General features: G+C 47.1%; 8 protein-coding genes. All 8 read right to left on the bottom strand.

Going from position 1 to position 13,421, the window contains the following annotated elements; genetic code table 11:
• Positions 1-383: 383 nt before the first annotated feature.
• Genes HJG54_RS22260 through HJG54_RS22225 form a run of 8 tightly spaced genes read right to left on the bottom strand, consistent with a single transcriptional unit; the run spans position 384 to position 13,417 of the window.
• On the bottom strand, positions 384-1,526 hold the full coding sequence (locus HJG54_RS22260; RefSeq protein WP_316431455.1) for a cysteine desulfurase family protein: 1,143 nt from the start codon (positions 1,524-1,526) through the stop codon (positions 384-386).
• Positions 1,523-2,200 carry a Uma2 family endonuclease gene (locus HJG54_RS22255; RefSeq protein WP_316431454.1) on the bottom strand — a complete coding sequence of 226 codons (678 nt, stop codon included), beginning with the start codon at positions 2,198-2,200 and terminating at the stop codon, positions 1,523-1,525. Before HJG54_RS22255 ends, HJG54_RS22260 begins: the two co-directional genes overlap by 4 nt.
• A gap of 35 nt (positions 2,201-2,235) precedes the next feature.
• A complete protein-coding gene (locus HJG54_RS22250) occupies positions 2,236-2,424 on the bottom strand; it encodes a hypothetical protein (protein ID WP_316431453.1) in 189 nt (62 codons plus the stop codon).
• A gap of 11 nt (positions 2,425-2,435) precedes the next feature.
• On the bottom strand, positions 2,436-3,314 hold the full coding sequence (locus HJG54_RS22245) for a serine/threonine protein kinase (protein WP_316431452.1): 879 nt from the start codon (positions 3,312-3,314) through the stop codon (positions 2,436-2,438).
• Positions 3,311-4,642 carry a DUF262 domain-containing protein gene (locus HJG54_RS22240; protein ID WP_316431451.1) on the bottom strand — a complete coding sequence of 444 codons (1,332 nt, stop codon included), beginning with the start codon at positions 4,640-4,642 and terminating at the stop codon, positions 3,311-3,313. Before HJG54_RS22240 ends, HJG54_RS22245 begins: the two co-directional genes overlap by 4 nt.
• A gap of 56 nt (positions 4,643-4,698) precedes the next feature.
• A complete protein-coding gene (locus HJG54_RS22235; protein WP_316431450.1) occupies positions 4,699-10,008 on the bottom strand; it encodes an FtsK/SpoIIIE domain-containing protein in 5,310 nt (1,769 codons plus the stop codon).
• Positions 10,005-11,576, bottom strand: a complete 1,572-nt coding sequence (locus HJG54_RS22230) for a hypothetical protein (protein ID WP_316431449.1) — start codon at positions 11,574-11,576, stop codon at positions 10,005-10,007. Before HJG54_RS22230 ends, HJG54_RS22235 begins: the two co-directional genes overlap by 4 nt.
• Positions 11,576-13,417, bottom strand: coding sequence for a hypothetical protein (locus HJG54_RS22225; RefSeq protein ID WP_316431448.1), 1,842 nt, complete (start codon positions 13,415-13,417; stop codon positions 11,576-11,578). The genes HJG54_RS22230 and HJG54_RS22225 overlap by 1 nt, the downstream gene beginning before the upstream one ends.
• Positions 13,418-13,421: the final 4 nt, after the last annotated feature.

Raw genomic sequence — 13,421 nt, 5'->3', positions numbered from 1 at the left:
GAGTTTTAAGTTACGGAACCTGCGCAATGTAGCCTGTTGAGCTTGGGGATCTGTAGCTCAATAATCTGTAGCTCAATCAAAGGGAAATGGTATTAGTTGAGACAACCGCCAAGCTTTGTCAGGGGCAAATCGTTGCTTGAAAATCGCTTCTAACCACTTTTCTGAATTCATCTATGTCGAGTGAACGATAAATTTTCCGCCACAAGAATCATAACTTTTCCGCCACAAACTCTAGAACTCCGATTCCTTCGATCCTCAAATTCAGCATTTTTAGCACCGATGGAAGTATAAGCTCATCTTATAGGAGCTTTAGTAGATCCAGTAGCTACAGTCAGACCAGTAACCATTGGGGTAGTTCAGTTTCTTAATTTTAGAGATTTGGCTTAAGACAGCTGTTGAATCTTAGTAACAGCTTCTAAGAGAATCTCCGCCGCACCATTTATTTCTTCTTCAGTGGTAAATTTTCCTAGCCCAATACGAAGCGAACCATCAACTATCTCTTCGGGTAAGCAAAGTGTTTGCAGAACATGAGAAGGTGCTTCAACACCCGATGAGCAAGCTGAACCTGTTGAGATCGCAAGTTTGTGACGAATTCTAGCAATCACAGCACTGTTAGGAATACCTGGGATCGAGATGTGAAGACTTCCAGCTAGTCGATCCTCAATATCGCCATTAACAACGAGATTAGGAACTTTCTCCAGAAGCATTTTTTGCAATCTATCACGCTTACTAGCGATCGCCCGTTCATCTTCTTCCATTTCCAGCGATCGCAACCGACAAGCTTCTCCCAACCCTACAATCCCTGGAACGTTAAGGGTACCTGATCGCATTCCTCGCTGATGACCGCCACCAAATATAAGCGGCTCCAAGTGATAGCCCCTACGAACAGCTAGTGCCCCAACTCCTTTGGGGCCGTAGAACTTGTGGGCAGAGATTGCTAGGTAGGTGATGCCCCACTCTTCAAATTGAATGGGAATCTTGCCGACTGCTTGAGAGCCATCACATAGAAAAGGAATGCTGTAGTGTTGAGCAATCCGCCCAATCTTCTGAATCGGGTAGATGTTGCCAATCTCGTTGTTAGCTGCCATGGCACAGAGCAGAGACAGCCCCTCAGCGCAGACTTGCTCTAAATGTTCCAGGTCGAGTCTGCCTCTGGAATCTACTTGCAGATAAATCAGTTCAGCCCAACCTCGCTTCTCCAAAGCCCGACAGGTATCGAGGACAGCTTTGTGTTCGATCGGCATTAAGCCAATGCGATGGGGTTTCATTGGGTTAGGGGTTAGGCTCCCCTGAATTGCCAGATTGATGCTCTCGGTCGCACCCGATGTCCAAACAATTTCTCTCGGTGAGGCTTCTATGAGGTCTGCAACTTGTTTGGCAGCTTGCTTGATGGCAGCTTCAGCGCGATCGCCCCACTCGTGATCCACACTGCTGGCATTGCCAAACTCTTGCGTCATGGAGTGATAGACGCGATCGGCGACACGTGGGTCAACCGGTGTGGTGGCGTGGTAGTCAAGGTAAATCACAGGAGGGGTGGCTGGAGGGCTGCGACAAACGCCTGGTGTTCGGGCGTGGCAGTGCCCTGTTGCAACACCGCGAGGACGGTAGCGAGATCGTTGGACAGGAGGCGATCGCCCGCTAACCAGAGTCCTGGAAATTGCTGACTACGCAGTACCCCGTCTGAATCAGCTTGCAGGGTGCGGTATTCCCCTGCCTCCAGGTAAAACCAATCGATCTGTGGGTTATAGGTGCGCCACACTGCATATTCTTGTACGCCATTGCGACGGTAGGCGCGCAGTTTGTCATGCAAATCGTAGGAGGCGCTGCTGGCAGCAATTTCGACCACCAGTTCTGGGACACCTTCCAGATAACCGTCGTCGCTGATGCTAGAGGTTCCTCCCTGTTCTAATCGCAGCACCGCGTCGGGTTGGGGTTCGTTGTCGGCATCCAGACGCACGGTGGGATTGTCGTAACAGGCAACGCCAGGGGTTGCGGCACGGTATAAGCCAAGCCAAGTCATGAAGTCGGCGTGGGGTTGGCTATGAATCACACGGACAGGGGAACTCACATAAACGACTCCTTCGATCAGTTCGGCTTTTTTGAGGCGGGGCATGGCGGCATAGCGACGCTCAAATTCGGCGCGGCTGAGGCGATCGCCATTTTCCAGGGGGGGCAGCTTCACAAATTGTTCAGTCGTCATGGCAGGTGACGGATAGGGGAGGTCATGGCTGTATTTTAACAAGGTAGGCTTGACTGGCCGTTGCGGTGGAACTCGCCCCATTCATGATCGATGCTGCTAGCGTTGCCAAACTCTTCGGTCATGCAGTGCATGGCAACTCGCGTGTAGGTGTAGTCGCGTAGTAGTCCAAGTAGATAGGTTTTGAATTGGAAGAGCCAACCATCGCTTAAATATTGTAAATACACAAGCTAATACACTAGCTGAACTTTACTTCTTCTAGCTTTTGGAGAAATTCAGTAGTGGATCTAGGTCTGCGTAATGGATTGTGTTGAAGAGTGTCTAAGAGAAGCTGACCAAGGGATGGCGGTCCGGACCAATCATCCATTGTTAGGATACCGATTGGTGGTCGCCGTGTCACAACGAACCAAAATACTGAGGCAAGTTGAAAGAGATCGGAACAGCAATTAATCACGTCTCCAAGTCCCATTGCCTTTGAGACAGCTTCAGGTGACATCCAATATCTCGGTCCTACAGCTTCTTCAGCTTTAGTAAGCTGTTCTTTAGTTTCCTCTATTAATGCACACAAACCAAAATCAGAGATCTGCCAAACATCAGCACTAATCAAGATGTTATCTGGCTTGATGTCACGATGCATGGCGACAGCATGTAGCTTTTCAAGTGCTTTGGCAAGACCAACAAATTGTCCATAATAATCTTCAAATCGTAATGGAGAAGAACTTTGGGTAAGGAACTCCCTTAAATTAGAATCAGCCTTACGCATAATTATGAAAGAGACATCGAATTGGCTTGAATAGCTCCTATTCCTATGACGTGTTTCACGTCTAGAAGCAGAGGAAATTGACATCCTACCATGAGTTATATAGGTGACAATATGCTCGTGACTCAAACGGCTGATTACTTGAATTTCTCTTTCAAATCTTTCAGATCTAGGAGTTTTTAGATTAAGAAGGACTTTCAGTGCAAATGTTTCACCAGTAGCAGCATTTTCACATTCAAATACAGATCCATTACCTCCCCTACCTAACATCTCTAAAATTCTATATTTAGAATTGTCAATTCCTATAATCTCATCGGGCAAGATATACGTCTGTCCGTTAAATGGAATGCTGATCATAAATCAATCTCCAACTGAGCTTCCCCATGATCTGGTTCTTGAGACAGTGGATCTACAATTAGCCAAATACTATGATCTATTTCTTGTAAAACCTCTCTTTTAATAAATCCAGCATTTTCCATTTGGAAAACAGAGTTTCCTAATTGCCATGCCACGACAGAATTCTCTTCCGTTGGCTCAAAACTTTCATTAGTTAGTAGGCAAGTCTCAGTTCTTGGTGGACATAATCCGTTGCCATAGATGGTGTCATAAAGAATTTGAGAGAAGAAACGAGCAGTATTTCCTGATATTTCTCTCAAATAAGTACCCTGAAGAATAGATTCTAAAAAATTGATTCTCCAACGACGACTTGATGCAGAATTGGCATCTGATACACAACGAATCGCATACTCTCGTAAAACGTTGATATATGACGAGGGTTCAATATGATAATTGAGAAGAGATAGATCAGCACGGAGGGGTCTTAAGTCCCTGTTAGTTATGTTCCCTCCCCTACGACGAAGACTATAGATGGCTCCAAATAATGAATAAAAATCAGCTTTTTGACGGAATCTAGTAGAGCTAACGGTAGCTAATCCATCTCCATCAAAAAGGCACTGAAAATCACTTAGTACTTGCCTAAAGTATTCTATAGTTTCACTACGCTGAGGCTCAGCCCATTCCATGTATTCTTCATAAACTGCATCTAATTGTTCTTTTTTATCCAGCGGAGTTTCTCGAATCATCAAAGCAAGAAGCTCAGATATAAACTCAACATCAGCCATCCGACGTCGATTTGCAGGAGTAAAAATTTTGAAATCATCAAAAATATCCAATAAGGCTAAATCTTCTACAGCAGTGAGAAAATCTCCAGGAAAATCAGCCCGTCTTAATTCTTGTTTATTAAGCGCCTTCACATACTTATTAACACGAGAGTACATCTGTCGCACTTCGGCATCTGTGACATCTGTAACTTCATACATATCAATTCGATAATTGATAAATTTATCTCGATCTGGCTGTTCTAAATCTTGAAAATACTTGTTATGAAGGTGAGCCTCACAAGGAGGAGCTTTAAGCGCGAACTCATTGTTCATAAAACCAAGAATTGCTCTGAGTCTTTGCTGACCATCAATTACTGCACGGAAAGTAGCTTCTCCTCGAATATCCCTAAGCAAATAGAACTTAGGCATTGGTATATTTTTGAGGATTGAATCGATCAGCATTATTTTTGCTGCTACAGCCCATACTTCCTGCCGTTGAAAGTCAGGTCGTAATTCAAGACGATTAGAATTAGTTAAATCACGAATATCTCCGATAGACATTTGTGTACTATCCCAACGAACCATAATTCCTCCCTCTTGTTCAGTTAATTAGTACTCAAAGTTCGCTCCAGTAGCTCTTATTAAGAATTAGCTTTGATTGAATCTACTAATGATAGAAAATCATCGTCATGTAGAAATGGAACTTGAGCGTATATAATGCCTGACTCATTGGTTAGCCTAGCTGCTAGATGTCCCTTACCTAAAAGGTTCTCTGCTCCTTTTTGACCAAGCGAGATCTCTGAGGTGCCGATACTCTCGACTCTCAGGATTAAACGATTTCCTAAGTTGTCTCGAAGCTGTACCGGAAGGACATTCGCATCAGGACGCTGGGCAGCAAAGATAAGATAAATCCCTGCGGCTCTTGCTTTTACCCCTAATCGTTGTACTGCTGCCGATACAGCCGCTTTGTATTCATCGACTAGCATCCACTCAGCAAACTCATCGTGAACTAGCCATAGTACCGGAAGCCTATCCTGCTCAGGCACTTTACTGTTGTAGTCCTGCAACGATTTCGCTTTCTGAGGAAGAAACTTGCGGTATCGGTTGTCCATTTCCTCGACCAAAAGCTCTAAAACCTCGATCGCACGATTTTGATCAATAATGATTCCTTCTTTGAAATGAGGTAGGTCGCTGATGTTGGCATAATCAACGCCCATTTTGGGGTCAATCAGATAGATAGTTGCCAGTTTGGGAGAGTTCGTTGCACAAATATCGAGAAGGAGGTTTTGCAACAGAACTGACTTACCGCTGCCTGTAGCGCCAGCAATCAGCGTATGTGGAGCGTGTTGTTCTAAATTCTCGAAACTACTGCCTAGATTGAGGTAAAGCAGTTCACCATCGAGTTCCTTAACCCCAATGACAAAGCTGAGGTTAACACCCGAAGGCGATCGATTGATTTTTCGTTTTGCCCACACTTCGCGTAGGGAAATCGTTTGGCGTTGGGGACGGGCAACGGTGACAACGATTTCACCAGGCTGACCATAAACGCTAATAACGTTCAGAGAGTGAGTGGTCAGGAGTTGCGATCGCTTCTTCTCAATGTCATCCAACTTCAAATTGTCTGAACCTTTGAATCGGACAATTGCGGCATTTGGAGTCAGTCGTCTACCTTCAATTTTGGCTTGCAGGTTGTATCCCAACAGAGCCGTCCGCAGTTTTCCAGCCGCTTCCTCCAGCCATTTCTCTGCCGCTGCATCGCCTTGACTGGTCTGTGCCTGTCCCTGCTGCCACCAAGAAACCAGTGCTGGACTTGCCCAACTATCTACGCTTTCAATAGGGAAGGCACTTGGAGAGATAGTAGTTTCAGGTTCAATTGGCTGGTCAGACAGGGTTAGCTGAAGTGGACTGTCAGGATTCTCAGGCGGATTAATTTTTGTAGATGTTGCTGGGGGAGGCGTTGCTGCATCTACCTTCCCAATTTCTAAAACCCATGTGACTCGATCCGCAGGTTGTAATGCTTCTGCTACTGTCCAGGGTTTGTCATCGCCAAGCTGTTCCCTTATGGGGAAGAGCGGTTGTCCTGATTCATAGGCTAGAACCAGTTTACGGACAGATTCTCGATCGAACACTTCTTGGAAGCAGCGTTCGACTTTAGGAATCGGCGATCGCTCCCCTTCCACATTGCTCTCATTCGTCCCCGACACAAAAACTTGGGAGTAACCAGATAGGTCAATCCGAAGTGTCCCTGAACGGATTTGTTCGCGCCATTGCTCAACGTTCAGTTTGTTATCGGAACTAAATTCAATACCGTCGAGTAGAAGATCACTAAGGCGAGATAGCCAAAGGTCACGGTCAAGACGACCCGGACTAATGAAGAGGGCATCGGCAATGCGATCGACTGTTTGCCGGAGTTGGTTCTGTGAAGTCTTGCGAGCATCAGCCAAGCCAGCTACATCAACGTATTTTGCCTCAGAAACAATGACTTTCAGAATAGACTCACCATCAACATACTGAGGTGAAATTGCCATGATGTCAGCAATTTGACCTTCTTTTTGTCCTAACCAAGAAGCGTAGTCATCCAGAAAGTACCACCCGATCGGGTTTTGCGCTCCCATCTCTGCTGTAATTAAGGCTTTACTTAGAACAACGCCCATTAGCTCGCTGGCGAATCTGCCGCATTTTGCTGCTCGTAACACGATGTCACCGGAAACGGCGTTAGCTTCGTTAATTAGGCGTTCTACCAGTTTGTCGATTTTGTTGCCTTCCAAGCCTAAATTCAAGGCTTCTAAGCGTTTTCTGATTAGCACTTTGAGGACATTCAAAGATGCCTTCGAAGAGACGAGGAAGTTTCGCTCATCGGTACGATTCTGTTGATAGCGAATGACCTTCACGCCCTGGTTAACGAGTTGTCGTCGTTCCAGCAAATCATCGTAATTGACTACCCACTCCCCTAAACGGTGGCTTTCATCGAAGGTTGTCTTTGTAGTTTCTTCTTGGAAGGAGATCTGACGGGCAGGTAAAAAGTGTTGGTCAGGAGAGCAATCTTCACCTTGAATTAGGCTATACACCATATCGAGGTAGGCTTGACCCACCACCGTCTGCTTGGGACAGGTGAGATAAACGGTGGATTTAAGTTCGTCTTTAGCAGACGGGCGTTTCCGTGCCCAACGAGCAGGAGAATGGATTAAGATTTCGGCTGTGTTGCTGTCAAACGGTGAAGGCTGCCAAACTACTTTCGCCTGCCGTGAAATTGCATCTTGCAGAAACACAATGTCGGCAAATTTGCCTTCTGTAGGGGTTGTGGAAGGAACGTCGTTGGACATGACTGAGATCCGCAGTCTTGCCATAAAGTCCTGAGAAACCTCACTGGCAATGAAGGCATCGGGGTCAGCGTCAGAGCTTTCCAACATCTGCTCGTAGAGTTGAGCGAGTTTTTGTCCATTTCGATGGCGTAAAATAACCTGACAACGGACTTCTTCTCGATCGTCTTGCAGTTGTTCACTCAGCTTGTTAACGATCGCTTGAGGTAGCTTGATCGAGTCAGTTTGGTATAGAACGACGCTCAGATTCGTTTTCTCGTGGGGCAACAGTTCTACGTAGCGGCGGATGATCCCTAGCAAGCGGTCGGCTGCTTCAGCCGGATTTTCGTTGGTCGTGCGATCGCTCTCGTCTCGTGTGGGGCGCTCCATTAGGCTGTAGTCATTGACTGTATCAGAGACAGAAAGCAATTCGGGTTGCTGCCCTTGGTAGCCAACACAGACCTCAGGATAGTAAGGATGGTCGAGTTCGTTCCGCAAATCAGCAAAAAATAGGCGGGAATCGCCAAAGTTGACCTCTGGTGTAGAGATGATGTACCGAAGGAGTCCTGCTAATTGACGGGTTTTGACGGCTAGCGAGGCTAATCGCAGTGGATGCCAGGGGGCGATGATGGCAGCAGGTTTACCGCGTTCAACTCGGATACAGCCCAAGCGCAAGATAGGTTGATAGAAGTCAATGCGATTGAGATCGCCTTTGACGTGTTCTAAAACAGTCTTGAGTAGGTCGCCATAGGCTTCACACTGGTGCAACAGTTCCGGACTGGCAATACCTTGCCCTTCGTTGGCAAAGCTGGCGATCGCTGCCCTATATCGTTCTGCGAAAGTTTTCCAGGCGGCGGTGATTGCTTCACCCGCATTCTTCGAGAGACGACCATCCGCGACAGCTTGTTTGATTTTTGCGGGAAGAGTTTTGTTCAGGTCGCTCTTGCGATCGTACTTACTGACCAAGGAACCCCGGTCTTGGCGATATGCTGCCATCAGGGTGCCAACGTCTGACAGAGCAATACCCTGTAACCGCCCCTTTTTACTGACTAGCTCTCTTGATACCTGAGAAAGCTGGAAAGGTGAGTCTTTAAGCAGCCGTTCAATATCATTGCCTAATTCCATCCCAATTGAATTTGGATTACACCGCCAAACCAATTGAGTCTTAGCAATAAGAGCTTGGGCGTTATCCCGCATCTCAACGTAAAATTTGATTTCTGTTGCGGTTTTTGCAGTAGAGGTGTTCTCGCGGTACTTTGCCTTCTGTTTTTTCTGCGTCTCTTCTAATAGCCTGTCGTATTTGAACAGCCAGTGAGTTTCCCACTCAATGTGAGGAGCGGTCAGTTGCTCAATACCTCGGTAGCGGGTACAGAAATACCGACCCACATCAGCATTGAGTTCCAACCATTTGCTTTTGGCAGCTTTTTTTTGGGTTTCAATTTTGAGGGATTTGACGCTAGCAACCGTCTCCGCCTGGTCAAAAAGCCTCTCAAAGGCTTGTAGTAAGCCAATTAAAAAATCTGTACACTCAATCGGCTGCCCGTAGACGAATTTATCCCACTTTGCTTTGAGTTTGCGATCGCCTTCAAGTTCCTGACGGTGCGCGTCATAAAATTCCCGATCCTCGTCTAACGCCTCACGTTTATTGCGCTTTTTCAAGGCGTTGATGTACTGGGTTTCTGACTCCGTTAGGGTATCGGGATACTCATCATTAAAGAAATCTAGGGTGAGAGAAGCAATGTCTGTCTTTTGAGCTTGTAGCCCAGAAAACAGCGTGTTGATATTATCCGATTCCCACTCAAACTTAGAAAGGGCTTCAGCTTCAGGAGTCCAGCCAGCAGAACTGCCAATAAAGGAATGAATAGTAGGATGGGCGATCGCAGGAATATCATCCTTCACCTTGTCAAAGGCAGTTTGAAGATCCTGCTCATCGATTGGTTTGCGGCTGGGGGTTTGCTTCAGTAGCAAACATGCACGTTTCGCAAAGGCTTGCTGAAACAGCTTTTCCCATCGTTGGGTTTGTCCTAACTGGGTTTCAGGAATGGCACGGAAGTAGCCAGAATCACGGGGGAGCCGCAGAGCGGGAAGCGCCCATCCAAGTGCATCAATGACTGGAAGGCTTTCTTCAAGGACGCGCGATCGTGTTTGAACAATGTATTCCGCAAAATTTTCTAGGCTGGGTGTACCAACTCTCTGGAGTCCGTTTAGGGCTTTACGCCAGTATTCAATCTGCTCAGCAGGAATCGCCAGGTCTTTTGCAGCCAGGTTAATCCAGCACTCAATCTGCCCCTTCAGTTCTTGAGCGCCAACCGAGGTGATGTCATTTAGAGATTGGGCTTGGTCGTCGCTAATGTTAGCAAGTAGTAGTGCAGGGCGATCGCAAGCTGAGTGACGCAGGTGAACTGTGCGTTCATCGGTCAAAATTTCGTCAGGTAACCCAAAAGCTCCTACAAGATCTCGTGGAACTTGAATCTTGATGAGCGGGGCAAGTTCAGAATCATGGAGAATGGTTTGGCATACAGCAGCAACCTGCTGGGCGGTGAGCCGATTTAGCAGAAACCGGGCAACTCCCTCGTTGGTCTCGTCGGTTTGAATTGAGCGTTTCAGGAAGTCAGCCGCAACTTGACCAATCAGTTCAATGGTTTGCATCATCTCACCTCCGAGGCAAAGGGATTTTGAACGTAGGCACAAGCATCGGAAAGGCGTTTGAGCAGCCCAATGCTGGCAAGGCGACGTTCCAACCGTTCGGCATTGGCTACAAAATCTTCGCGATCAGCATCACCGGAGTTGATCAAATCTGTGGCTTGGCGATCGCCAATAATAAACCCATATTTCTGATGCAGTTTCGCCAAAAACTCTTGAAACTCCATACGAGTTGGTACAGAGGCAAGTACCAACGTCCTCAGCAACGAATCAGTCGGTGCATAGCGAGTGCGACGGCTGCCCCGACTGGACGACAACCCGATTTCGCGTGACCAAGTTCCATGAAACTTGCCGAGGTGTTGCTGATGCCGCTTGACTGCCCTCTCTCGTAGTGAACTTAAAAGATCTGCTGGTGAACCTGAACCATCTGAATCGTCGTCTTTTGCAGACCAGGCAAAACGTTCGTGTAGCAAATCGATCGCATCTTCAATCGGGGTATAGGAGTTGAGGCACGCCTGCCACTCTAGTGAATCAGCGATGCTACGGATGGTGTATTCGATCGCCCGTTGAGGTAGATTGTTGTTCTTCTGAAATTCGTCTGAAGCCAACTCACGCACTGTTGTTTTCTTAGGTGCGACAATCTCTAATACAAACTGTGGTGGGGTAGACTCACCCAATGTCGCCTTGGCGCGGCTTAACAGATAGATAATCAGGTGCAACCCAGTAATGGTGACAATGTGAGGCAGGGAATCGTAGTCGGGTAGATCGCAACGTAAGATATTGAGCCAGTCGTCAGCTAGTTGTTCATATTCGGGAAGCCTCTCGTAGGGAAGATAGGGTGGACTGCCACTGGTTCTGGGTGCGCTTCGATCCGTAGGAGATTGAAGCGCAAGGACTAGCTGATTCCATTTGGAGCCTCGATACTCACTTGAGTAGTTGTGGGTAATAATTCCGGTATTTTCTAAATGGGAAAGAATTTCCTCGCCCCGCCCGCTCCGACACAGCATGAGATATAAAAGTTCGCCCGTTCTTCCAAAGAAGCGACGATCGTTTGTCACTTTTTCGCCAGTTACCCTTAAGTCTTCATACAAGCAATCGGGACCGTATGGAAAAACGAATTTAGAACTCCACCGTTTGTTACTGTCACCCTCAATGGCACTTGATTGAAGGAATTTGACGATTTCCGCAAAGTCTTTGAAGGATTCAAAACGGGATTTCAGGTAGCTAAAGTCAGGTGAAGCTAGCCCGCCCACGTTACTAGCGATCGCATCCATCCACATCTGCCACCGTTCGTTGTCATCCAACCCTTCTGTGGCGATCGCCTCGATGTGAGGGTTGTTGAACAAGATATTGCGAAGGTAGAGGCGCGGGTAAATTTCGTACCGTAAATCGTTCAGCTTGTTCTCCACAAAAGCCCGTCCGTTGCTTGCTTCTGATTGCGTAATGCAGAGCATTTCCAGAATACAAAGCCACGGGGTTTGCTCATCGTACAGCCGATGACCCCAGATGGACTCATCAACCCACATATTGAGTTGAGACTGCTCGATCTGTTGAGGGCGTGGGAGAATTTCAAGCATTAGAAGTAAACCTCAAGCGTTCGTTCACTTGCGATACCAGCACTATTCACTTCCAGCAGCCGAATATTCATCGCCTCTTCTCCGTCCTCATCCTCGTCATCCATAGACTGGCGGACTGCAAGCTGCTTAAATACTTGGGTTTTGAAGGCAAGTACGTCTTCGTAGCATTCTTGCGAAAAGCTACTTGGAAGAGCACCTTCGGCAACTCTGCTCAAATATTCGTATCGAGTTAGGGTTAGGTTGAAACGAATTGGCTCAACATCGGGAGAGAGATTCACGACTAAGCTTGGCTTCTTGCGGCTTTTATCTAACTCCACTGACACACTTTCACCCCGTTTCCGGGCGACAGAGACAGATTCTTCGTACACCCTACTAATTCGGGCTTGAGAGTAGCTCCCAGAGGTTGCTAAAAGGAGTTCGTCTTGATTGCTGACCAGCAAGCCTGTGAAGATACGATTGAGTCCCCTGATCAACCGAGAAGTGATCGATTTAGGAACCTTTTTACCTTCCTGCAAAACCCTGTAAAGGTCGTTCAAATATTCCCCGGCATACTGAAAAATCGTGAGATCCCAGAGCTTCATGTCTGTTGTGCGATCGCCAGGAATATTGAAAAACAACCGCTGCCGTTGGGCTTGAAGAACGCCAAGAAACTCTTCTCGTCCCTTAGCAGCATCCCCTTCCAAATAGGAGCGCTGTTGAGCTTGGTACTTTAAATCGGCTCCGTAGAATGAATCAGATAATACTAAGTCAGTGTAGAGCGGCTGTAGTTCTGGATCGTCTGCTCCAAAGATCAGAATATTGTCAATCTGATTACTGGTTTCCGCGCCAATACCAAAGCCACGTAAGACTTTAAAGACCTCGGTTGATTCACGCCGCCGCTCAGGTAGGTTCTCGCCGAAGATATTGCGGTAGAGGCTGGCACGCGATGTCGTTTCAGCCGCAATAACATCAGGAACTTGCCGACAATTGAGTAACCGATCTTTTGCCTCTGGGTGACCTAATAGTGCATTGGCAACCAACAGGAGCAATTGGCGAACTGGAAGATGCATCTGGTTCAGTTCGCACAGTTCGAGCAGATCGGTCAACCGCTTTCGTGTGGTTCGATCCGCATCAGTTCCTTCTAGACGCTGTTTGTTTTGCCAAATCGGGCAGCCTTGGCTTTGATAAGCACATTGATTGCAGTCGCCCCAACCCGGATGCTCCAGAACGGCTTTCAGAATCCGGGGAAACAAGACGGCAGCACTTTGGCGGCTTAGGTTGTAGAGTTTGACTTGGAAGCCTTCTAATTCACGTAAGTCTCCCACTAAAAGATCTTCGATCGCCTTTCGTACTGGCTCAAGTTCTTTAATCTGTGCTGCTTCTGCCCATGCTTCCACTAGCTGTCCATCGTTCGCTGCAATCAGATAGACATTGGAAGTGTCCGTACCCAAGATGGCAGTTGCTATTTGTGGTAGAAGCGACTGCTTCTCCTCCAGAGTAAGTTCGCTCAAATCCTTGATGATGATTAGCTGGCGATCGCCCAATACCAAGCGTTGAATCTTGCTATCCTTTTGCCAATCGTCAACAGACCCACCAAACTCTTCCCAAATCTGCCGACAATAGTAAGTTTTCCCATCCCCAGCCGTCCCCGTTAAGATGACCGATTTGGGGGAAGCTGAACGGAAGTTATCAAGTAATTCACCTAAATACTCAGTTTCAAAAGCGATCGGTTGTAGCTTCTTACGCCGCAAAGTCCGCTGAATAACCTCGTCGTACATATTGTCGTTACGAGGAATTGGTCCATACTGTCGCAAGAAGCTAATCCATTCTGAGGCTGAACAGGGTGAGGATTGAAATGGCATTAGA

It is taken from the genome of Leptolyngbya sp. NK1-12, assembly GCF_032598965.1.
Lineage (GTDB): Bacteria > Cyanobacteriota > Cyanobacteriia > Elainellales > Elainellaceae > Elainella.
The sequence above is the reverse complement of the archived record's forward strand: the minus strand, read 5'-3'. Positions and strand labels throughout refer to the sequence as shown.

What these genes read in the sequence shown, in the direction of transcription:
- HJG54_RS22240 (WP_316431451.1), bottom strand. Translation starts at nt 4,642, where the DNA reads ATGGTTCGTTGGGATAGTACACAAATGTCTATCGGAGATATTCGTGAT.
- HJG54_RS22230 (WP_316431449.1), bottom strand. Translation starts at nt 11,576, where the DNA reads ATGCTTGAAATTCTCCCACGCCCTCAACAGATCGAGCAGTCTCAACTC.
- HJG54_RS22245 (WP_316431452.1), bottom strand. Translation starts at nt 3,314, where the DNA reads ATGATCAGCATTCCATTTAACGGACAGACGTATATCTTGCCCGATGAG.
- HJG54_RS22225 (WP_316431448.1), bottom strand. Translation starts at nt 13,417, where the DNA reads ATGCCATTTCAATCCTCACCCTGTTCAGCCTCAGAATGGATTAGCTTC.
- HJG54_RS22255 (WP_316431454.1), bottom strand. Translation starts at nt 2,200, where the DNA reads ATGACGACTGAACAATTTGTGAAGCTGCCCCCCCTGGAAAATGGCGAT.
- HJG54_RS22235 (WP_316431450.1), bottom strand. Translation starts at nt 10,008, where the DNA reads ATGATGCAAACCATTGAACTGATTGGTCAAGTTGCGGCTGACTTCCTG.